Raw genomic sequence first — 20,343 nt, 5'->3', positions numbered from 1 at the left:
ACTCAATATTCCTGCGCATCCACTACGGCAACAGCGGCCATGTTGACAATGTCGGCCACGTCATCACCGCGCTGCAGAACATGGATCGGCTTTTTCATGCCCATGAGAATAGGTCCGATGGCCTCGGCGCCGCCCAGCTTATTGAGCAATTTGTAGCAGATATTTCCCGACTGCAAATCAGGGAAGATGAAAACATTGGCATTACCCTGCACTGCGGAAAAAGGGAACTGTTTCGCCGACAGCTCCGGGTCGAGAGCCACATTGGCCTGCATTTCGCCATCGACCACCAGCGCAGGGTCTCGCTCCTTGATGAGAGCCGTCGCCTTTTTGACCTTGATGCTCAAGGGATGCTGCGTGCTGCCGAAGTTGGAAAACGAGAGCATCGCCACGCGGGGCTCGATATCCAGATGTTGAGCCTTCCTGGCTGTAAGAAGAGCGATTTCCGCCAATTCTTCGGCGCTCGGCTCGATATTCACCGTGGTGTCGGCAAAGAACACTACATCTTTTTTAGTGACCATCATGTAGGCGCCATGGACTTTGGACAGGCCGTCCTGCCTGCCGATGACCTCCAGGGCCGGACGGATGGTGTCCGGGTAATGATGGTCAATGCCGGACAACAAGGTATCGGCGTCTCCCATGTGAACCATCATCGCGCCGAAATAATTGCGATTCTTCATGATCAGACGCTTTGCCTCGGCGAGCGTGATGCCTTTGCGCTGACGCAACCGGAAGAATTCATCGATATAGCCCTCAAGGTCGGGGCTGGTCGGCGGATCAATAATTTCGACCTGATCCGGTTCCATGTGGAGATCTGCCATTTTGGCGCGAATAAGTTCTTTCTCTCCGAGCAGAACCGGCCGGGCGATCCCTTCGTCCAGGAGAATTTGAACGGCACGGAGAATTTTCTCTTGATCTCCTTCCGGGAAAACGACCCTCTTCGGGTTGGTCCTGGCTTTGTTGATGAGGATGCGCATGACCTCTTTGGATCGACCCTGTAGAGACTCCAGCTGCTCACGGTATCTGTCCATATCCTCGACAGGTCTGCGGGCCACCCCGGAGTCCATCGCCGCGCGGGCGACCGCAGGTGCGACATGCAGCAGAACTCTGGGATCAAACGGCTTGGGGATGATGTAATTCCGGCCGAAGCTGATCTCCTCTCCGCCGTAAGCCTTGCGCACCGAGTCGGGCACATCCTGCCGGGCCAGGTTGGCCAGGGCATGAACCGCGGCCACTTTCATCTCTTCGTTGATCGCCCGGGCATGCACGTCGAGAGCCCCCCGAAACAGGAAGGGGAAACAGAGCACGTTGTTGACTTGGTTGGGATAATCGCTGCGACCGGTGCCGACAATGGCGTCAGGACGAACCGCCAGAGCTTCCGGCGGGGTGATTTCCGGGTCGGGGTTGGCCATGGCGAAGATGATCGGGTCTCTGCCCATGCTCTTGACCATCTCCTGGGTCAGAGCCCCTTTGGCAGAGACTCCGAAGAAAATGTCGGCGCCCTTCACAGCCTCGCCCAGGCTGCGTGCGCTGGTCTCATTCGCCAGGCGCTCCTTGTACGCGTTCATTCCCTCGGTGCGTCCCTTGTAGATGACCCCCTTGGTATCACATAAAATAACGTTTTCTTGTTTGATGCCGAGGCTGATGACCAGATTCGCACAGGCAATGCCGGCAGCGCCGGCTCCGTTGACCACCATTTTGACATCCTCGATTTTCTTGTCAACGAGCTCTAAAGCGTTGAGCATGCCGGCGGCGGCGATGATCGCCGTGCCGTGCTGATCGTCGTGAAAGACCGGGATATCCATGATCTCTTTAAGCTGCTCTTCGATGTAGAAGCACTCGGGCCCCTTGATATCTTCCAGGTTGATTCCGCCGAAGGTCGGCTCCAGTAGCTTGACGGTGCGGATGATCTCGTCCGGATCCTTGGTGGCAAGTTCGATGTCGAACACATCGACGTCGGCAAAGCGCTTGAACAGCACACCCTTGCCTTCCATGACCGGCTTGCCGGCCAGGGCGCCGATGTCGCCGAGCCCCAGCACGGCTGTGCCATTGGACACCACCGCCACCAGGTTCCCCTTGGCGGTGTACTCGTAGGCCAGGCCGGGTTCTTTTTCAATGGCCAGACAGGGCTCCGCGACCCCGGGGCTGTACGCCAGCGAAAGGTCGCGGCTGGTCGCGCAGGGTTTGGTGGTGATGACTTCGATTTTTCCTTTTCGGCCCTGGCTGTGATAGTCAAGAGCGTCCTGTCGTTTGGACATGATTTTTCTCCTTTTGATGTTGGCCTGAGGCCGGAGGATGGCTCAAACTTGTTCTATGCGGGCTTGCGCCCCGGTCAAAGCCGCCCGAGCAGACGCAGCAGGCCGTCGAGCGCCGTGTAGGGATGGGGCGGGCAGCCGGGAATGTAGAGGTCGACCGGCAGCAGATCGCCGATGCCGTTATGAGCCTCGGGGCTGTCGCGAAACGGCCCGCCGGCGATGGCGCAGGCGCCCGATGCGATCACCAGCTTCGGCTCGGGAACGGCGGCGTAGGTCTCGAGCAGGGCGCCCTTCATGTTTTCAGTGACCGCCCCGGTGACGATGAGGCCGTCGGCGTGACGGGGCGAGGCGACGAACTGGATGCCGAAACGTCCCAGGTCGAAAACCAGGGTTCCAAGCACGTTGAGATCGGCTTCACAGGCGTTGCACCCGCCGGCGGAGACCTGGCGCAGCTTGAGCGAGCGGCCGAAGAGCTTGCGCATCCGTTTGTCCAGCTTGTCGGCCAGCCGGTGGGCTTTGTCTTCGAGCAGAAGATCCTCGCGCTTTCTCACCGCCAGCCGGTAGTCGCCGCTGAAGGTGAGCGCGCCCCGGGCTGCGGCCGGACAATCGGCGCAAAAGAGGCAGCGGCCCAGATCGATCTGCAGCTGGCTGTCGGAGCAGCCCAGGGCAGCGAAGGGGCACGCGGCGGCAACCTCTGCGCACTCCGCCGGGGTCAGGTTCTGTGCAATGGTCGGCAGGCCTCGGAAGCGCTCCGGCAGCTTCGGCGCCTCTTTGGGAAAGGTGCCGGTGCGATGCCCCTGGCGCAGGCGTTCACGAACAATGTTCAGCATCTTGATGACTCCCTATAGGTCGAATCCGCAGTAGGAGAGATTGAAGCTCTTGTTGCACAGCGGGAAATCCGAGATCTGTTCGCCACGCAGGGCCATTGCCAGAGCGCTCCAGTTATGAAAGGAGGGATCGACGATCTTGTAGCGCGCCAGCCTCCCCTGGGCATCGGTGATCCCGACATGGACCAGTTCGCCGCGCCATCCTTCACAGAGGGAAATTCCCAGGGATTCCGGCGCCAGAGCAGGCAGGGCCGTCCGGATCTCCCCGGCCGGAAGTCGCTTGAGGTCCTCGTCGATCAGCCGGTGCGAAGCATAGATTTCGCGACGGCGGACATTGCCGCGTGCGAAAACGTCGCCATCGGTTTCGATCACCGGGGTATCGAAGCGCGTCTCGCCGTTCCCGAAGTTGCGATGTAAGCGGACATCGCGAACCAGCCCGCAGGCACGGGCCGCGACGCCGACCAGCCCCAGGGCTTCGGCGTCATCGGCGGTCACGCGTCCGGTCCCCTCGAAGCGAGCCAACACCGAAGGGCTGTCGAAACAGAGCTCGATGGCGCCACGGGTTTCTGCGGCAAGGACTTTGAGTCGTTGCGTCAGGGTCTCGGCCCGCGCCGGATCAAGGTCGAATTGAACCCCGCCGGGACGCACCAGACCGCGCCCGAAACGGCTGCCGCACAGTTCGGCGGTCAGGTTCAGGTAATCCCCCCGAAGGCGGCCGCAAAACGATGCGGTCGGCAGAAAACCGACATCACCGGCCAGGGCTCCGATGTCCCCGACATGGTTGGCGAGCCGCTCCAGCTCCAGGGCAATGGCGCGGATGGCATGGGTCCGCAGTGAAACCTTCACCCCGGCCAAGCTCTCGATGAGCTGACTGTACGCGGTGGCGTGGCCGATAGTGGTGTCCCCAGCGGCCGCCTCGAGTTGATAGATACTGGCCGGATGGGGCCCGCCGCGCAACATCTGCTCGATGCCGCGATGCTGGTAGCCGAGGGAGATCTCCAGATGCATGACCTCTTCGCCATGACACTGAAAACGGAAATGACCCGGTTCGATGACGCCGGCGTGAACGGGGCCGACGGCGACCTCGTGAACCTCCTCCCCCTCGACCCGATAAAAGTCCATATCGCCGGGGATCGGGTGCTCATCGTCCCTGCGCCCCCAGATGTCGGCCCCTTTCACCCATCTCTGATGAAAGCGCACCGGCTTGAGCCAGGGGTGCCCTTGCGGACGGACGCCGTACTGTTCGGCGAGTTCTCGCTCGAACAGGTGCACTTGCGGACACTCCGGCGTCAGCGATGGGAAGCTTTCCTTCACCCGGGTATGCAGCAGCACCAGTTCTCCTTTCCAGTCGCGGGCCAGAACCGCGTACAGGTCCAGTCCTTCGCCGCCGGGGTGACCGAACAGGCTCACAACGCGTGCCTCGCCCGCGACCTCATCAAGCAGGGTGTTGCGAAAGGATGAAAATTCAAGCCGCGGCAACTCGGCGAGCGGCACACAGGCGCCGTGCCGAAGGCGGATCACGCGGGAAGGGTTCATGGTTGCACCTCCAGCAGGGCCGCCGCCTGATGCAGCGCGTTCTGCATCGGCTCGGGGATATAGACCCCGATCAGCAGAATCAGCAGCATGAAACACAGAGGAGAAATACACAGCAGTGGGCTGTCTCGAAAACCGGGGGTCGCCTCGGAGGCTTCACCCTGGGTGGCCGCCAGAACGGTCGCTCCCATGCCGATGAAAACAGTGGCGAGAAGGAGCAGCACCAGCAGACCGACGACCAGGCGGTCACTGCCGAAGATTCCACGCAGGATCGTAAACTCGCTCATGAAGGGGCCGAACGGGGGAGACCCGGTGATGGCAAGGAATCCGGCCAGGAACAGGGTGCCTGAAACCGGCAGGACGCTTAATGCGCCGCGCACCTCCGAGAGGTGCTTGCTGGCAAAGGCACGCTGGATGTTGCCCGCCGCAAGAAACAGCCCGCCTTTGGTCAGGGCGTTGTTGACCAGGTGCAGCATGGCGCCGAAGGTGGCCAGGCCGCCGATACTGACGCCGATCGCCAGAAGTCCCATATGCTCGACCGATGAATATGCCAGCAAGCGTTTGATATCGGGCTGACCCACCATGAAGACGGCCGCGACCAGCAGCGAAAGTATTCCCATCCCGAGCAGTTCCTGGCGCGCCAGGGCGCCGTCCCCGGCCGCGGTCATCAATTGCACTCCGCGCAAAATGGCGAGAAAGGCGACACTGGTCAGCCCTCCGGCCAGCAAAGCGCCGACCAGGCCCGGCGCCTCGCCGTAGGCATCGGGCTTCCATGTATGCAGCGGCGCGAGCCCCATTTTGGTGCCGAAACCGACCAGCATGAAGACAAAACCGGTGTGTAGCCAGGGCTTGCTCAAGGTGGTCGCCTGGCTCAGCAGCTTGTCAAACTGCAGGCTGACCGGTACGCCACTGCCGAGGGCCGAATAAGCCACGAAAAGCAGGCCGAGCATCGCCAGGGCGATCCCCACTGAACAGATCAGCAGATATTTCCAGGTGGCCTCAATGGTAAGACGGTTGCGGTTGAAATAGATCAGCGGCGCGCTGGCGATGGTTGTCGCCTCAACGGCAATCCAGAGCAGACCGAGATGCCGCGCAGTCACGGCAAGGCTCATCGCACCGAGGAAGATCAGAAGGCAGGGGACCATGACCTTGTTGCCCCGCTCAGGATGCAGGTCCAGGTAGCCGACCGCATACAGCGCACAACCGAAAAAGAGCAGACTGGTCACCACCAGCACCAGACTCGAAAGGGCGTCCAGACCGATCCAGGTCCCTTCGGACGGAAGATAGCCCAGGGCAAACAGCGTCGACAGCAGCAGATGTACCGCACTGACGGCCGGCAGAAGCCATGAACGTGCCTGATGCCAGGGAATGATGAAACTGCAGCCGGCTGCGACCAAAGGGAGAGCAACGAGAAGTGCAATCATGGGCTTATTCCTTAAGAGCAGACAACCGCTCTGTGTTGATGGTAGAAAACTCCCGGCTGATGTGATTCATCACAATCCCCATGACAAAAACCGCGACCAGCAGGTCCAGCAACACCCCGGCCTCGACCATCAGAGGCAAGGCATCGCTCAACAAAACGCCGATGACAAAGATGCCATTTTCCAGCATCAGGTAGCCGAGCACCTGGGTAATGGCCTTGCGCCGCGAGACCAGCAGCAGAAAGCCGGCGAACATCGTCGCCAAAGCGGTCGGCACAAACAGCCCCTCATGGTGTTCGGAAATCAGGGGAAGAAAGTCGGCAAACAGGAAAGCGCCGGCGGTGGTCAACGCTCCGAGGATCATCGTCGGAACGAAGCCGATCGTCGGCTCCAGCTCGCGCCGGATACGCACCTCGCGGATGGCACGGAACAGCAGCCAGGGGATGAAAACTCCCTTGAGGCAGAAAGCGCCTGTCGTCAGCAATATGGAGTGGAAGGAAAACCCGTGGGTGGTCAGGGGCAACAACGCCAGAAGCGCTCCCTGGACCGACACCACCCGGATGCAGGCACCGAGCCTGGCGCTGCCCAGAGTGAAAAAATTGATAAGGATCACCGCGAGCAGCAGCGGGTTGGTCAAATCCGTCATGGTCTTTTCTCCTGAAACGTGAAAATCCTTCCGCCTCGAGGCGGCTGCTCAGCGCAGAACAAGCACCAGTGCGAAGATGGAGAGCAGCGAAGTGCCGATCAGGACCTGCGGTACGCGCGACAGCCGCAGGCGCGCCATGGTCGACTCGACCACCCCGATCAGAATCGCGACACAGAACAGCCCGGCCAGAAAAATTGCGGCATCACTCACCCACCATCCTGTCTGCCAGGGCAATGCCAGGCGCACCAGCAAGGCGCCAAGCACCATCATCTTGAGTGCGGCCCCGTAGAGGACCATGCCTAGAGCGGGACCGCTATGATCAAGCACCATCACCTCGTGGATCATCGTCAATTCCAGATGGGTGTTGGGATCGTCAAAAGGGATTCGCGAATTTTCCACCAAGAGCACCACGAACAGGCAGACCAGAACCAGGCTGAGCGAGGCGCCGGCTCCACTGTGCCAGGCCTCCAGCAAATGACCGCCGAACAGCGTATTAAGGGACAGTCCGCCGGAAAGACGGGCCAGCACCAGCAGGGCAAACAGCACCGTCGGTTCGGCCAGGCAGGAGAACGTCACTTCCCGCGCCGCGCCCATCCCCTCAAAGCTTGAGCCGGTGTCCAGCGCAGCGGTCGCCGTGAAGAACCGGGAGAGCCCGAACAGGTAGACAAACAGGATCAGGTCTCCCTCGAAGGAGATCGGCGCCGGTAGCGCCCCGAAGGGAAGCAGCAGCGAGGCCAACACCGGCACCACCAGAGCGACCACCGGACCGGCCAGAAAGACCCATGTCGTTGTGCGGCTCAAAACAAACCCCTTGTGCCACAGTCGGGCCAGATCGAAATAGGGCTGCAGCAACGGGGCTCCGACCCGCCCCCCAAACCAGGCCTTGGTTTTGGTAATCACTCCCTGCATCAGCGGGGCAAACAGAAGCAATAGAGCCAAATGCAGAACGAGACTGCCGATCATGTGAAGATCCCCTTTCATAAGGCGCCTAACGCCAGCAGCGCCATCACGGCGAGAGCAACATAAATCAGGTAGATGGCAATCACGCCGTTCTGGACGATCGCGCGAATCCGACGAAACAGCCCGGCGGCGAGGCGAAACAAAGGAGACAGCAGCCGATCGAGGACCGCATCGGGGGTGTGACTCGAGAATTTAGCAGCGGTCGGGAACAACCCCGAAACCCTGCCGCCCCGACGTTCGTTCCAGAGGCCGAATTGGAACAGCCGCACCAGGCTGTCGGCGAACGAACCGGCGGTATACTGCATGCGCGGCTCAGGGAACCGGTACCCGCAGCCCCAGGTGGAGGCGTCACGCGGGGCCTGGCGACTGCGCCGATACAGCCAGAAACCGACCCCGGCAACAAGGCCCAGCAGCAGCCACCCGCCAAGGCTCACCCACACCAGGGGATCGAAAACCTCGGGGCTCAATGCTGCCGCGGCATCACCGCCCCAATCGGTGACGGCGGCGCCCAGCAGAGGGGTCAGGGTCGTCGGCAGTAATCCGATCCAGGCGCAGGCAACAAGAAGCGCCGCCATGGGGATCACCATTGACAAAGGTGCTTCGTGGGCTTCTGCCGCAGTCTCGCAGCGGGGTTCGCCGAGAAAAGTGATGCCGAACACCTTGACGAAACAGGCAAGAGCCAGGCCACCGATCAGGGCAAGCGCCGGCGCTGTCAAAGCCGCGACCGCAACCACCGGGGCAGCCGTGTCCAAGGCCTGGAAAGCCCCGAGATAAATCAGCCATTCACTGACGAAACCATTGAACGGCGGCAAGCCACTGATCGCCACCGCGCCGCCCAGGAACAGGGCCCCCGTCCAGGGCTGGCGTTTGAGCAGACCGCCGTAACGATCGATTTCCCGCGTGCCCACGGCGTGAATCACTGAACCGGCACTCAGAAACAGGAGCGACTTGAAAAGTCCGTGGTTGGCGACGTGCAGCAGGCTCCCCGCGAGAGCGAGGGCCGTCAGCTCCGGCACCTGGTAGCTGCGACCGAGCAGGGCAAGGCCGAGCCCGAGGGCGATGATGCCGATGTTCTCAACACTGTGGTAGGCCAAAAGGCGCTTGATATCGTGCTGAGCCAGCGCCAGGGCCACCCCCATGACTCCCGAGACCGCCCCCAGCGCCAGGACCGTCCAGCCCCACCAGAAGGGGATCTCGGCAAAAAAGGAGGTGAGCCGCACCAGCCCGTAGATCCCTGTCTTGATCATCACTCCGGAGAGCAGCGCCGAGGCATGGCTTGGAGCCGCAGCGTGGGCGCCGGGCAACCAGATGTGCAGCGGCATCAGGCCGGCCTTCATGCCGAATCCGAACAGACCGAACAAAAACACAAGGCTGCTCCCGGCCGCCGGCAGCGTTGCTGCAGCAGGGAAGTTCAGGGAACCTGCGTATTGGCCAAGCAGGGCGAATAGGCCGAAGAGAGCCAGCGTGCCGGTATGGGTGGCGATCAGGTAGACAAACCCGGCCCGTCGCACCTCGTCCTTGTGGTCTTCCGTGGTGATGAGAAAAAAGCCGGCCAGCGCCATCACCTCCCAGGCCATCAGGAACAGGATTCCATTGCGCGCCGAAAAAAGAAGGATCATCGCCCCGCAGATCAGCCCGTAGAAAAGACGCAACTTACGACCGTTGGCGGGATGTTCCTGCTGGGGCCAATACCGCAGCCCATAGACGGACCCGGTTGCCGCCACCAGGAACAGAGAGAGCAGAAAAATCGCGCTGAGAGGATCGAGACCCAAGGCCAGGGAACCCCCAGGCACAGACCAGCGAAAATTGAGAGAGAGTTCAACGCTGTGACTCAGGGAGAGAGCTCCGGCCACCAGCCCACAGGCGCATCCAGTCAGAGTCATCAGACAGGCGAGCCGCTCTGCGCCGGCACCTTCCCGGCGGCAGAAAAGCCCCGGCACACCGGCAAGCGAAGTCAGCAAAATTGCTCCCACGAGCCAGGTCATATCATCCTCCCCCGTGTCCTCCGGCCCCGACACTCCAGGCCATCAGTATCGTGCTGGCGATGAAAATATAGAACAGGTAGATCCATAGCTGCCCCTGAAGATATGCACCGAAGGCCAGACCAATAAAAGAGGGGGCAGCATGGGATCGCAGCTCCCATGACAAGGGCCACTCTTCGCCATCCCTTGACATGGAAGCTGCGACCCCGCGAGGTGAATAGTTACTAAAAAAGAGGCTCATAGGCTCATTTTGTCTCCCGCAGGGTGAGTTTGACTGATTTTTTCTTCAGCGGACGCCAAAGCTCCAAAAATCCTCTCGCGGCTATCCTGGTCCTGCAAAACGGCCCGAAACGCCGGGGACTGGAGAACAAACCCCAGTCTTGACAGAAGATGAAGATGTGAGCGGAGGTTCGGAGAAAGGATGATCAGCAGGATATTGACCGCCTGGCCGTCCAGCGCGTGATAGTCGATCGCCTGTTCCAGAAAGCACAGGGTCACTGTTGGCCGAACGATGCTCAATAATCCGGGGCTGCGGGGGTGAGGAATGGCGATCCCCTCGCCGATCGCCGTGGAGGCAAGCTGTTCACGGGCGAGCAGAACCTGACTCAGGTATTGGCGGTCGACATCTTCGGGCAGGCGTAGGTGGCTCACTGCGTCGGCAAGGGCCTCGTCCCTGGTTTGGCCTTCAATGCGGTAGAAGATTCCCCCGGCTTCCAGTGCCTCGTAAAGAGTCGGCAGCGGCTGGGCTTCGGATTCCGGTTCACTGAAGGCATCGGCCGACACTCCCAATCGCCTGGAGGTCGCCCATTCCAGCAGTTCAGCCCGGTTGAAACGATAACTCCCCTGGATTTTGATGGTCGGGAGAATATTCTGCTTAAGCCAACGGTAGATGGTTTTTTCCGAAACCGACAGCAGCACCGCGGCGTCTTTAACCGAAAGGTTCATTGATGCCTCAGGAAGATCAAATTTCTTACCGATGGGACATCTTTGGACACTACTCCCGGGCAGAGACAATTGTCAACAACAAAGTCGGGCCAGGGGATTGCGTGTAAATAGTCGGTTCAAGGGGGGATTTGGTAAATTCAAAAGCTTTGGCGGCTCGCCGGTCCGGGGGGGGATATGCGCGGTGGGATGGAATTCACTGCCGAATGACTCAGCCGCTGTGCTGCGCCCGCTCCCTGCTCCGGGCAGGGGGCGCCATGACAATTGACATATCATTTCAACAACTTGATAATGTCCAAACTTGTCCACCGCTTACATTGATTTTCAAGGGAGAGTATGAATACTTCTGTAAAAGAAGCTGCAGAACTGTTGCGTGTTTCGGAAAAGACGATTTATCGCTGGATTAAACAAGAGATTCTCCCCGTCTACAAGGTCAACGAACAGTACCGGTTCAATCGCGCGGAACTGCTGGAATGGGCGACGTCCCGGCGCATGGGCATCTCACCGGAGGCATTTCACGAACCGGAGGCCAGCGGCGCCGCCCTGCCAACCTTGTTTGAGTCTCTTGAGACCGGGGGGATTGTTTACCGACTGGACGGCAATACCCGCAAGACGGTTCTGGCCCGACTTGTTGACGAATTGCGGTTGCCTGAAGAAGTCGACCGGGAATACCTGCTCAAGGTGCTCAACGCCCGCGAACAGCTCGCCTCGACCGGTGTCGGCGGCGGCATTGCCATACCCCACCCCCGCAACCCGGTCCTTTTGCATATCACCAAACCAAGCGTCACCCTTGCCTTCCTGGAAAAGCCCGTGGACTTTCATGCTCTGGACGGCAAGCCGGTTCACACCTTGTTCTGCCTGATTTCTCCGACCCTGCGGGCCCACCTGCATCTGCTTTCGGTGCTCAGTTTCGCCTTGAGAGATCCAGGTTTCAGAGCCGCCATAGAAAACCAGGCCAGCAGGGAGGAAATTTTTTCGACATTGAAAAGGGTAACCGAAGAACTCTCCGGTCCATCAACTCCTTAGCGGAGTTTTTGCCCCCTGCTTTGAGGCAATTGTCCAGCCATCATGGCGTCGCAAAAACTCACCAACTGCTGCGTTGCTGCAATTGCTCTCACCGCTTCGACGTACGTAAGTACGCCTCATTGCTCGACAATCGCGCGCCTTGCATTTGGCGCTTTTTGCTTAGCCATCGACATTGATGCTTTTTTGCGAAAGCATCAGCCATGCCTCCATTTCCAGATGGTCGCCGGAGATTACGGGTATTTCAGTAACTTCTCCATGTGCCTGTTTCAGGGCTGCTTTAACAATCGATCCAGGGTCTTCTGCAGGATGACATGGTTAACCCCCATGCCGAGGTACCCTGTCTGGCCGTAGGTGTCATACAGGGAGATCTGTTCCGCCAGCTCTTCCAGCTCATTCTCCCGTCCAGCAAAATCTTTCCGACGTTGCAGAACAGTTGAGATCTCCTTGGCGATAAAATCCGGCAGATCCTGTTCGGCCTGGGCTTTCTCCAGTGCGTCCGACAAGCGATCAAAAACAGTCATTTTTCCTCCAGCCACCGCAATGCTCCGGCGATGTCATCGTGGTTACAGGCCCTTTCGCAGCACCCGGCCTGTCTCTTTTCGCAAATCACTACTACAGAAACAACCGATAGTCGGCATTCAGCGCCGGTGCCAGTTTGCGGGCGTTTTCCTTGCCGATGCCGCGTTTGCCGTTTTCCATTTCGCTGATATGCCGCTGGGGGATGCCGGTGCGCTCGGCCAGTTGCGCCTGGGTCAGATCCTCGCGGTAGCGCATGCCGCGCAACGCCACTCCGGCGCGGTTGGTCGCCAGTTCGGGAAAGACCTCGTTGGCGGGAATGCTGTCAAGTTCTTTAGCGCCAAGGTCGCGCGCCAGTTCGCGCAATCGGGCAATTGCCGCAGGATTGCCGCGAAACCGGGCCTCTTCAGTAGGGTGCTTTTTCATGGGTACCCGCATAAACCACCTCGATCAGTTTGATTTCCTTGTCCGCGACTTCCCAAACCGCGACGTAACAGGGCTTGCCTTTTTTCAGGTGGCAATGGTGCCGACGGCCTGTCAGCTTGCCGTAGTTCGCCCAGTTGCCTCGCACGGGCCCGTTTTTTTCCAGATCGATCACCAACACCTGTAATATCCCCTGAATTTTTACAGGCAAGCGGGCGGTCTGTTTCTGAGCCTGTCGACTAAAGTGCACATTCCATGTCATAACAATATACCTTTAAATAGTATGAACGCAAGGCGTCTACACTCCCCCTTTTTTCTTAAATCAGGTAACGTCCGTCCTCGATTTCGCGGGCCTGGCCGATGGAGGCAAGGGCCTGAAGGATTTCGAGGGCTTTGGCTTCGCGGGCGTTTTTGAAAAGTTTTTTGAGTTCCTTGGCGCCGATGGGCACGGTTTGGCGGGCGAGAGCGGTGCGCACGGCCGCAATCTGTTCGGGGAGGGTCGTGGGCCAGGGGAGTTTTTCGGTGACGACCGGGGCGGCGGCTTTAGCAGCGCCGGGCAGCGTCTCCTGCGCGGCTTCGGTTGCCCCGCCGGGATTCTGGTAGTCGGGACTCAGCCAGCGCACCCGGCCCTGCGCCTCTTCTGCGGCGCGCTCATTGTTGAGCGCCACCAGCCGCTCCAGAATCGCCTCGCCGAGGGGCAGGGCTTTGGCGTAGCGCTCGGCCTGATTCTTGGCGGCCTGCATGGCGCGATCCCACCCCCGGGTGCCGCGCCTGGCGGTGCCGGTTTTATACTTCTTCTCCAGCTCCCGGAACTGCTCCGGTCCGGGTTTGTCGCTGCCCTGCTTGGCCTCGAGAACGAAGCAGCCGCGTTTGTAGAGGTCGATATAGTTGGGGGAGGTGTTGCCGTCGCCGTGCTGGAGGGTTACAGTACGTTCAAAGACGTAGCCGTTTTCGTTGTCGTCGGGCCGGGTCGGCTCCGGCTGGGGGATGCCGAGCTGCCGGCAGAGTTCTGCAAGGAAGAGTTGGTAGTTGGCCCGTTCAGCGCCGCCGGACGCCTTCCAGTTCCCGTCAAAGGCCTCCATATCGGCAGGGGACCGCACGTAACTTCCGCTTTTTTCGGACATGGCACCCCTCCCACAGGCATGAAAAACAGAGGTCAGGGTATCGCCTGAAATGCAAAATGTCCAGAATTTATGCCAAGTTGCGCCCATGCCGAACAGTCATCGACCAGAAAGGACTGCTGTCATGAAGAACCATCTCCCCGGCCTGCTGACCCTGCTTGTCCTCTGGGTCGCCATAACCCTGCTTGCCGCCCGCCTTTCTCCGGAATCGCCGCTGTGGGCCTGCGCCGCTGCCGCCTTCATCCTCGCCGCCGTTTTGTGCGTACCCGCCGCATTCTGTGCCGGTTTGGTGGCGCGCCTGTTTATTCGCTGACGCATGACAAAAGGGACCCCGAAAAAACCTTCTTTTTAGAAACACATATATTGCTTTAGGCCGCAGAAGCAACTATTCTGCTGTTCTCAATAACAAATAGCCTGCCTAAAGACCCTTGGTAGGATATTCTCGGTAGCGACTCATGACAAGTCACGCAACCAGGCGGCTTATTCTGCCCCCACCATGAAAAAATACCATGACAGAATGAACGAACTGCCCTCCTCTCTTCATGAAGAGAGGCTGGCGGCGGTGATCGGCGTGCTGCGGTCGAGCGGGGCCGAGAGTGTGCTTGACCTGGGGTGCGGCACGGGTGAGCTGCTGCTGCGGCTGGCGGGCGAACCGCAGTTCAAGAGGATTGCCGGCCTGGAGACTTCGCAGGAGGCACTGGCGGCGGCGCGACAGCTTCTGGGGCTCGACAAAGAGACCAGGCAGCAGCGCATTGGGCTGTACTATGGATCGTTCACCTCTTTTATGGAGGAGCTGGCGGGGTTTGATGCGGCGGTGCTGCTGGAGACCATCGAGCATATTCCCCCCAACCGGCTCTCCCTGGTGGAAAAGGCGGTTTTTGCGGGCTACCGTCCGCAAACAGTCATCGTCACCACCCCGAATTTCGAATACAACCTGCTGCACGGCATCCCGGAAGGAATGTTCCGGCATCAGGATCACAAATTTGAGTGGACCCGCGCCAAGTTTGGCAAATGGGCGCAAGGCACCGCCCAGCGCAACGGTTATGCTGTCGCCATCGAAGCCGTCGGCACCGCAGACCCGCAGTTCGGCAGCTCCACCCAGATGGCCTTTTTCTCGCGACGGTAAATTTACTTTTATCTATCAACCTCGCGGGGTCGTAACACCCATGACAAGGGTGTTTGGCGCCAGGGAGGGCGCCAATCAAACGGCCAGGGATGGCGAAAAGTGGCCCTTGTCATGGGTGTTACGACCCCATGCTTTTTTTTACTTTCCCGGCCTCTGCGCAAAAGCCGGAGGTGCTTTGGGAGAGATAACTTCGTTGATACCACTTTATATGGAGAGGACAAAGATGAACTTCAAGATGATCCACACCTGCATCCGCGTGATGAACCTGGAAAAGTCGGAAAAATTCTACACGGAGGCCTTCGGTTTCGAAATCGCGCGCCGGCTCGAATTTTCTGATTTTACCTTGAGTTACCTGCGCGCCCCGGAGGGAGACTTCGAGCTGGAACTTACCTGGAATCACGACCAGACCGAACCGTACGAACTCGGCAACGGGTACTCTCACCTGGCTTTAGGGGTAGATGACCTCGAAGCCGCGCACCGGCGCCACGAGGAGATGGGGTTCGCCCCCAAACCTCTCAAGGGGCTGCCGGGAAAAGGGGTTCAGTTCTATTTTATCGCCGACCCTGACGGATACCTGGTCGAACTCGTCCAACAATAGGAAAAAACAACGCTCATCCTACCCCGTCGGCGCATAACAGCCTGGGGGGGTGGATCAGCTGTCTTTCCTTTATGGCCCTGGCCCGCAAGGAACGCTGGTGGAACTGCCCACGCCGTTTCTGGATCTGGAGCGTAATTTCTTCCTTGTCATCCACCGGGAGAAGTATCGCACCGGCGTTCTGCGCGCCTTTTTCGATTACTGCCGGACGCGCCACTTCGCTAAAATCCTCTCGAAACAAGACGGCCTGGGAGCCAAGAAATTAAAGATCGTATTTTTTTATTTTGCGCCACAGCGAAACCGGGCTGATGCCGAGAATCTCCGCCGTTCTACCTTTATGCCCGCCGGTGTGGCGCAGCCCTTTGACGATCAACCGTTTTTCCATCTCCTCCAGCGACATCAGCACGTCGTCCGACTCCATCGGTTCCTGCCCCGAAGCTGACAGGCGGGGCAGATGCCCCGGCTGCAGCTCATTCTCGTCGGCGACGATGATGGCGCGCTCCATCACGTTCTCCAACTCCCGCACGTTGCCCGGCCAGGAATAGGCCCGCAGCAGATCGAGCGCACCGCCGCTGATGCTCGATATCGTCTTGCCGTATTTGGCGCCGTAGACCGACAGAAAATGATGCGCCAGCAGGGCAATATCTTCACGCCGCTCGCGCAGCGGCGGGATCATCACCGGCACCACATTGAGCCGATAATAGAGATCGCTGCGGAATAGGCCTGCTTCCACTTCCTTTTCCAGATCGGCGTTGGCGGCGGCGATCACCCGCACATCCACCGTGCGCGGATCGCGCCCTCCCACCCTGAGATAGGTCCCTTCCTGCAGAACCCGCAGCAGTTTGACCTGAAAGGCAGGGGAGATGGAGTTGATTTCATCGAGAAAGATCGTCCCCTTATCCACCGTTTCGAACAGCCCCTTCTTGTCGCTGTCGGCCCCGGTGAAGGCGCCGCGCACATGGCCGAAAAGCTCCGACTCCAGCAGCGTTTCGGTCAGCGCGCCGCAGTTGACCGGCAGGAAACGCCGCCCGACCCTGGAACTCCACTGATGGATGAACTTGGCTACCAGCTCTTTGCCGGTGCCCGTCTCACCCTGAATCAGAACAGTGGTGTCGAAGGGTGCGATCCTGGCGATGAAATTCTTCAGTTCCACCATCTTGCGGCTGCTGCCGATGAGATCTCCCCCCCGGCGCTCGCCGGCCTGCTCCCGCAGCCTTTTGTTCTCCCGCACCAGTCGGGCATGTTCCATCGCCCGTTGAACGGTCAGCACCAGGGCATCCGGCTCAAAGGGTTTCTGCACATAGTCGTAGGCCCCCTTGCGAATCGCCTCCACCGCCGACTCAATGGTGCCGTAGCCGGTGATCACGATCACCACACAATCAGGATTGTGATGCCGTGCCCTGGCCAGGATTTCCATACCGTCCAGGTGGGGCATCTTCAGGTCGGTGAGGACGATATCGACCCGGCTCTGCTCAATGAGGCTGGCGGCGGCACGGCTGTCTTCGCTCATCTGCGCCGCGATCCCCTCCGCCGCGAGAGTGTCGCGGATAAGGTGGCGCATGGTGGAATCATCTTCAACAATCAGGATGGAGCTTGAATCATTCATGCAGGTCACCTGAGCCCTCTACAGCGTCGCTCGCCGGCAGGGAGACGATAAAGGTCGCGCCCCGGTCTTCACCCCCGGCGATATCGATGGCGCCTCCCATGTCGCTGACAATGCCGGAACACAGGGACAGGCCGAGGCCGGTCCCCTCGCCCGGAGCTTTTGTGGTAAAGAAAGGATCGAAGATGCGGAACCGGATCTCCTCTGGAACACCTGGCCCGTCATCCGAAATTTTCATGACCACCTTCGAACCAGCCTGGGCCGTCTCAATGCGCACGCATCCCTTCTCGCCTATGGCCTGCATGGCATTCATGGTCAGGTTGAGAACAAGCTGCTCCAGCTCCTGCGGGTCCGCCACAACCGGAGCCACGGGGTTAAGCTCGCTGATCAGTTCAATTTTCCGCTTGTCCAACTCGGTGGACAACACCGGCAGCGTTCGCTGAATCACATCATTGAGGAAGCAGTGCTCGAGGCAGCGGTGGGCCGGGTTGGACTGGCGGGCGAAGCGCAGCAACCCCTGAATAATGGTACTGCTCTTTTTTGCCTGCTCCGCGATGATCTCAGCCCAGTTTTTAAGATTGTCAGGCAGTGCTTTGTCTTTGAGCAGCAGACGCGCATACCCCAGCACGCTGCCCAGAGGGGTGTTGAGTTCGTGCGCCACCCCTGCGGAAAGCTGCCCGATGGCCGCCAGTTTTTCGGCGCGGTGATAGAGTTCGGCACGTTTTTTCTCCTCGGTAATGTCGCGGAAGGTCAGAACATGGCCGAGAGGACGCCCCTCGTTGTCCGACAGGCACCCCACATTGACGGAAAGCAGCAGATCGTAACCCTGGCGGGTGCGGGTCATGACCTCCACGCCCTGGACGTTGCCGGCATCACTGCGCAGCAGAGGCGCGAATTCAGCGATCGCATCGTCCAGCGGACGGTTGCAATTTTCCCCGATACGCTGCTCGGTTATTTCATCCGCAGCGAGGTTGCAGGACACAATCCGCCCTTGCTCATCGACCACCAGCAGCCCCTCCGAAAGGCTTTCGATGACGGTCGCAAGCTTTCGTCTTTCAGTCTGGCAGAATTCCCGCAGTTCTTTTTCAGCATCCTCGACCTTTTTCTTTTCGGTGATATCCATGGACACTTCGATCACCCGGTTGATGCTCCCATCCTCCGCGCGGGAAAAGGGGGTCGTCACCAACTGGAACCAGCGCCCCTTTTTCTGAACCTCGCGCACCAGGGCGGCTTTACCCGTCTCAAAAGAATCAAGGGCGGGACATTCCGAAGTCGGTGCGTTGCGGTCGCAGTAAACCTCAAAACAGTGACGCCCGACGACCTCTTCAACACTGGAATCCACCAGCATTTCACGCTGTTTTTCATTGCAGCGCTCAACGACGAAATTGCGGTCGACAATGGAGATGCCGACTCCGGTCGCATCGAAGATGGCCTGCAGCTCGTTTTTCGCCTCACGCAGTTCGTCAATGGTCTGGTTGAGATTGGTCAGAATCTGCAGGAAAGACCGGGCCACAATACCGATAGGGTCCAGCTTGATCAGGGCCTGGTCGTCAAGCTCATCCTCCTCAAGCTCCTTGGTGCCGATCACCCCGAGCAGATGATTGGTCTTGTCGCGGATGTAGCGGGCGTAGGCCCGGTTTTCAGCTTCCAGTTCGGCGCAGCGCCTGCGCAGCGCATCTTTTTCCTCATCGGGTTGGTTCATACTTTCTCCCGATCGAGATTTCGTAGCAGCTATCAACTTTTTTGACCTCCACGTCATAGCCCATCTTGCGTGCCGCCTTGGGGATGGTGCGGGTGCTGTCGCGGTGATCGGTGCGCACCACCAGCCGCTTTGTGCCGCAGCGCAGGCTTTCCTCATGGTTGTTGAGCGCATCGAGGGCCACCAGCAGGCAGGCCGGGCAGACCTGGCCGAGAATATTCAGATCAACGATTTCGACAATTTCACGGGATTCCATAGGTCTCACCTCAAAATGATGCGCGGCAGCACCTGGGCGCCAAGCCAGGCCCCCAACAGCATGCCGCAGACGAAGAGCATGGAATGCAGCGACAGCAGCGGCACGCCGCCCAGCAGGTGCTTGATATTGCAGCCGTTACCCATGCGGGCCCCCAGTGCCATGAACACGCCGCCGACCAGGGCAGAGGCCGCCTGCCGGGGAGGCGGCCAGCCGGAAAGGCGAAACTCTTTGAGCCACAGGGCGTTGAGAAAAGCGCCCGCCAGCACACCCAGCATCAGGCCGCCTTCGGTGAAGGCGTAAAAATCGAGTTGCGGCCCGCCGCCAACCGGAAATGTTGCGGAACCGATGTCGACCACAAAAGACGGTCGGCTGAAATAATCCAGGGTTGCCACATGGACGGGCGCAACCAGGCTCTCCAGCCATGCCCCCAGTTTCGCATACATGGTGGAAATGCTCACCGGCAGGCCGCTCACCGCGTATGCCGCCAGGTTGGCCGCGGCAAGAAGCACGGCGGTCAGCCAGGGCTGCATGTAACCTTCCGGCGCGGCAGCAACCGTCCATTTTCCCTGCCGGCGCCACCAGATAAACAGGACCAGCAAGATTCCGACCAAAATCCAGCTGGAGGCACCGACAAAACCCGGCCACTGTTCAAGCAGATTCAGCTCTCCGTGCCAGGGTTCGTTCGCAGGAATGGAACGCAACCAGGGGTGTAGCTCCGCATACAGGAGACTGCCTGCGACAAGGCCGACAAAGGCCAGCAAATAAGTCAGATTGCCGGCTGCCATCTTGTAGAGAGTGCCGAAAACACAGCCGCCGGCCAACACCATGCCGAATCCGAACACCACCCCGCCCACGCTCCCAAGCAGAAAGCTTTTATGCCCGGCAGAAAAATTGTTCGCAGGTGCCAGATCAAAGGTGCGCAGCAGGGTAAAAAACAACAGAGTCAGGATGACAGCCAGGAAAAGATGCCGGAGACGCTCATAATCCTTGAACAAAAAAACATCCCGGAGGATACCGGCCATGCAGAAGTCGCTTCGGTACAGCGCCGTCCCAATAATCATCCCCAGGCCCAAATAAAAGAAAAACCAGGACCACAAGCCCGATAGCAGCATTGAGCGCCTCTCTGCCGATCAGAAAATAGGCTGAGACGTCGAATCGCGTTCAGCCACCATGAACTTAAGAAGATTTTATCACATAAATATTAAAAAATTCTTCCCTGTGCTCTAATTTTTCAGTTTCCTATCCGCGCCATTTCTTTCAATTTGAAATATTCGTTCACAATGAAAGAAATGCCAAATACATTTCGAGCATGTCATCACCTTTCAGAAATTTCATGCGTCTCCGTTATTTTATTTTTGATATCCTCCATAAGCTATTGTTTTTAAAACAAAAACTAAAAATCAATAAAAACTAAA

20 protein-coding genes are annotated in these 20,343 nt (G+C 59.1%); 4 read left to right on the top strand and 16 right to left on the bottom strand.

Annotation, left to right across the window (positions count from 1 at the left end):
- Window positions 1-2 precede the first annotated feature (2 nt).
- From GSUB_RS00295 to GSUB_RS00255, 8 genes are all read right to left on the bottom strand, one after another.
- The gene (locus tag GSUB_RS00295; protein WP_040198590.1) at window positions 3-2,255 is read right to left on the bottom strand and encodes an NADP-dependent malic enzyme; all 2,253 of its coding nucleotides are present in this window, start codon (window positions 2,253-2,255) and stop codon (window positions 3-5) included.
- 74 nt (window positions 2,256-2,329) lie between these two features.
- Entirely contained in the window at window positions 2,330-3,082 is a 753-nt protein-coding gene (locus GSUB_RS00290) for an NADH-quinone oxidoreductase subunit B family protein (protein ID WP_040198589.1), read from the bottom strand.
- Between the two features lie 12 nt (window positions 3,083-3,094).
- Window positions 3,095-4,615, bottom strand: a complete 1,521-nt coding sequence (locus tag GSUB_RS00285; RefSeq protein ID WP_040198588.1) for a hydrogenase large subunit — start codon at window positions 4,613-4,615, stop codon at window positions 3,095-3,097.
- On the bottom strand, window positions 4,612-6,036 hold the full coding sequence (locus tag GSUB_RS00280) for a proton-conducting transporter transmembrane domain-containing protein (RefSeq protein ID WP_040198586.1): 1,425 nt from the start codon (window positions 6,034-6,036) through the stop codon (window positions 4,612-4,614). Before GSUB_RS00280 ends, GSUB_RS00285 begins: the two co-directional genes overlap by 4 nt.
- Window positions 6,037-6,040: 4 nt before the next feature.
- Complete coding sequence (locus GSUB_RS00275; RefSeq protein WP_040198585.1) at window positions 6,041-6,679, bottom strand: hydrogenase; 639 nt, start codon at window positions 6,677-6,679, stop codon at window positions 6,041-6,043.
- A 48-nt stretch (window positions 6,680-6,727) separates the two neighbouring features.
- Complete coding sequence (locus tag GSUB_RS00270) at window positions 6,728-7,642, bottom strand: respiratory chain complex I subunit 1 family protein (RefSeq protein WP_040198583.1); 915 nt, start codon at window positions 7,640-7,642, stop codon at window positions 6,728-6,730.
- Window positions 7,643-7,656: 14 nt separating this feature from the next.
- A complete protein-coding gene (locus GSUB_RS00265) occupies window positions 7,657-9,624 on the bottom strand; it encodes a proton-conducting transporter transmembrane domain-containing protein (protein WP_040198581.1) in 1,968 nt (655 codons plus the stop codon).
- A 234-nt stretch (window positions 9,625-9,858) separates the two neighbouring features.
- Entirely contained in the window at window positions 9,859-10,566 is a 708-nt protein-coding gene (locus GSUB_RS00255; RefSeq protein ID WP_040198577.1) for a PTS sugar transporter subunit IIA, read from the bottom strand.
- Window positions 10,567-10,899: 333 nt separating this feature from the next.
- Here GSUB_RS00255 and GSUB_RS00250 point away from each other — a divergent pair, with 333 nt between their 5' ends.
- Window positions 10,900-11,589, top strand: a complete 690-nt coding sequence (locus tag GSUB_RS00250) for a PTS sugar transporter subunit IIA (protein ID WP_040198575.1) — start codon at window positions 10,900-10,902, stop codon at window positions 11,587-11,589.
- Window positions 11,590-11,855: 266 nt separating this feature from the next.
- Here the strand turns inward: GSUB_RS00250 and GSUB_RS00245 are convergent, their stop codons facing one another.
- From GSUB_RS00245 to GSUB_RS19690, 4 genes are all read right to left on the bottom strand, one after another.
- A complete protein-coding gene (locus tag GSUB_RS00245; protein WP_040198573.1) occupies window positions 11,856-12,110 on the bottom strand; it encodes a GSU3529 family protein in 255 nt (84 codons plus the stop codon).
- Window positions 12,111-12,201: 91 nt separating this feature from the next.
- Entirely contained in the window at window positions 12,202-12,531 is a 330-nt protein-coding gene (locus GSUB_RS00240) for a helix-turn-helix transcriptional regulator (protein WP_235269859.1), read from the bottom strand.
- Window positions 12,512-12,790, bottom strand: coding sequence for a type II toxin-antitoxin system RelE family toxin (locus GSUB_RS00235; RefSeq protein WP_040201837.1), 279 nt, complete (start codon window positions 12,788-12,790; stop codon window positions 12,512-12,514). The genes GSUB_RS00240 and GSUB_RS00235 overlap by 20 nt, the downstream gene beginning before the upstream one ends.
- Before the next feature lie 55 nt (window positions 12,791-12,845).
- The gene (locus tag GSUB_RS19690) at window positions 12,846-13,652 is read right to left on the bottom strand and encodes a type IIL restriction-modification enzyme MmeI (protein ID WP_040198569.1); all 807 of its coding nucleotides are present in this window, start codon (window positions 13,650-13,652) and stop codon (window positions 12,846-12,848) included.
- Window positions 13,653-13,773: 121 nt separating this feature from the next.
- On the opposite strand from GSUB_RS19690, the gene GSUB_RS00225 reads away from it, so the two are divergent.
- From GSUB_RS00225 to GSUB_RS00215, 3 genes are all read left to right on the top strand, one after another.
- On the top strand, window positions 13,774-13,962 hold the full coding sequence (locus GSUB_RS00225) for a hypothetical protein (RefSeq protein ID WP_040198568.1): 189 nt from the start codon (window positions 13,774-13,776) through the stop codon (window positions 13,960-13,962).
- A gap of 204 nt (window positions 13,963-14,166) precedes the next feature.
- The gene (locus GSUB_RS00220; RefSeq protein ID WP_040201836.1) at window positions 14,167-14,775 is read left to right on the top strand and encodes a methyltransferase domain-containing protein; all 609 of its coding nucleotides are present in this window, start codon (window positions 14,167-14,169) and stop codon (window positions 14,773-14,775) included.
- 223 nt (window positions 14,776-14,998) lie between these two features.
- Window positions 14,999-15,373: a VOC family protein gene (locus tag GSUB_RS00215; RefSeq protein WP_040198567.1), complete on the top strand. Its 375-nt coding sequence runs from the start codon at window positions 14,999-15,001 to the stop codon at window positions 15,371-15,373.
- Window positions 15,374-15,632: 259 nt separating this feature from the next.
- Here GSUB_RS00215 and GSUB_RS00205 read toward each other — a convergent pair whose 3' ends face one another.
- From GSUB_RS00205 to GSUB_RS00190, 4 genes are read right to left on the bottom strand one after another with little or no spacing between them, the layout of a single operon-like run.
- Window positions 15,633-16,976: a sigma-54-dependent transcriptional regulator gene (locus tag GSUB_RS00205; protein WP_040198565.1), complete on the bottom strand. Its 1,344-nt coding sequence runs from the start codon at window positions 16,974-16,976 to the stop codon at window positions 15,633-15,635.
- A complete protein-coding gene (locus GSUB_RS00200) occupies window positions 16,969-18,675 on the bottom strand; it encodes a PAS domain-containing sensor histidine kinase (RefSeq protein ID WP_052464264.1) in 1,707 nt (568 codons plus the stop codon). Before GSUB_RS00200 ends, GSUB_RS00205 begins: the two co-directional genes overlap by 8 nt.
- Window positions 18,659-18,928 carry a sulfurtransferase TusA family protein gene (locus GSUB_RS00195; protein ID WP_040198563.1) on the bottom strand — a complete coding sequence of 90 codons (270 nt, stop codon included), beginning with the start codon at window positions 18,926-18,928 and terminating at the stop codon, window positions 18,659-18,661. Before GSUB_RS00195 ends, GSUB_RS00200 begins: the two co-directional genes overlap by 17 nt.
- A gap of 5 nt (window positions 18,929-18,933) precedes the next feature.
- On the bottom strand, window positions 18,934-19,989 hold the full coding sequence (locus GSUB_RS00190) for a YeeE/YedE family protein (protein WP_268747567.1): 1,056 nt from the start codon (window positions 19,987-19,989) through the stop codon (window positions 18,934-18,936).
- Window positions 19,990-20,343: the final 354 nt, after the last annotated feature.

The organism is Geoalkalibacter subterraneus (assembly GCF_000827125.1).
In the GTDB taxonomy this organism is placed as follows: Bacteria; Desulfobacterota; Desulfuromonadia; order Desulfuromonadales; family Geoalkalibacteraceae; genus Geoalkalibacter_A; species Geoalkalibacter_A subterraneus.
Note: the sequence above shows the minus strand (reverse complement) of the source record. Positions and strands in the feature narration are given on the sequence as shown.

Excerpts from the sequence above, each read along its gene's own strand:
- GSUB_RS00295 (WP_040198590.1), bottom strand. The coding sequence starts at position 2,255 with ATGTCCAAACGACAGGACGCTCTTGACTATCACAGCCAGGGCCGAAAA.
- GSUB_RS00290 (WP_040198589.1), bottom strand. The coding sequence starts at position 3,082 with ATGCTGAACATTGTTCGTGAACGCCTGCGCCAGGGGCATCGCACCGGC.
- GSUB_RS00285 (WP_040198588.1), bottom strand. The coding sequence starts at position 4,615 with ATGAACCCTTCCCGCGTGATCCGCCTTCGGCACGGCGCCTGTGTGCCG.
- GSUB_RS00280 (WP_040198586.1), bottom strand. The coding sequence starts at position 6,036 with ATGATTGCACTTCTCGTTGCTCTCCCTTTGGTCGCAGCCGGCTGCAGT.
- GSUB_RS00275 (WP_040198585.1), bottom strand. The coding sequence starts at position 6,679 with ATGACGGATTTGACCAACCCGCTGCTGCTCGCGGTGATCCTTATCAAT.
- GSUB_RS00270 (WP_040198583.1), bottom strand. The coding sequence starts at position 7,642 with ATGATCGGCAGTCTCGTTCTGCATTTGGCTCTATTGCTTCTGTTTGCC.
- GSUB_RS00265 (WP_040198581.1), bottom strand. The coding sequence starts at position 9,624 with ATGACCTGGCTCGTGGGAGCAATTTTGCTGACTTCGCTTGCCGGTGTG.
- GSUB_RS00255 (WP_040198577.1), bottom strand. The coding sequence starts at position 10,566 with ATGAACCTTTCGGTTAAAGACGCCGCGGTGCTGCTGTCGGTTTCGGAA.
- GSUB_RS00250 (WP_040198575.1), top strand. The coding sequence starts at position 10,900 with ATGAATACTTCTGTAAAAGAAGCTGCAGAACTGTTGCGTGTTTCGGAA.
- GSUB_RS00245 (WP_040198573.1), bottom strand. The coding sequence starts at position 12,110 with ATGACTGTTTTTGATCGCTTGTCGGACGCACTGGAGAAAGCCCAGGCC.
- GSUB_RS00240 (WP_235269859.1), bottom strand. The coding sequence starts at position 12,531 with ATGAAAAAGCACCCTACTGAAGAGGCCCGGTTTCGCGGCAATCCTGCG.
- GSUB_RS00235 (WP_040201837.1), bottom strand. The coding sequence starts at position 12,790 with ATGACATGGAATGTGCACTTTAGTCGACAGGCTCAGAAACAGACCGCC.
- GSUB_RS19690 (WP_040198569.1), bottom strand. The coding sequence starts at position 13,652 with ATGTCCGAAAAAAGCGGAAGTTACGTGCGGTCCCCTGCCGATATGGAG.
- GSUB_RS00225 (WP_040198568.1), top strand. The coding sequence starts at position 13,774 with ATGAAGAACCATCTCCCCGGCCTGCTGACCCTGCTTGTCCTCTGGGTC.
- GSUB_RS00220 (WP_040201836.1), top strand. The coding sequence starts at position 14,167 with ATGAACGAACTGCCCTCCTCTCTTCATGAAGAGAGGCTGGCGGCGGTG.
- GSUB_RS00215 (WP_040198567.1), top strand. The coding sequence starts at position 14,999 with ATGAACTTCAAGATGATCCACACCTGCATCCGCGTGATGAACCTGGAA.
- GSUB_RS00205 (WP_040198565.1), bottom strand. The coding sequence starts at position 16,976 with ATGAATGATTCAAGCTCCATCCTGATTGTTGAAGATGATTCCACCATG.
- GSUB_RS00200 (WP_052464264.1), bottom strand. The coding sequence starts at position 18,675 with ATGAACCAACCCGATGAGGAAAAAGATGCGCTGCGCAGGCGCTGCGCC.
- GSUB_RS00195 (WP_040198563.1), bottom strand. The coding sequence starts at position 18,928 with ATGGAATCCCGTGAAATTGTCGAAATCGTTGATCTGAATATTCTCGGC.
- GSUB_RS00190 (WP_268747567.1), bottom strand. The coding sequence starts at position 19,989 with ATGATTATTGGGACGGCGCTGTACCGAAGCGACTTCTGCATGGCCGGT.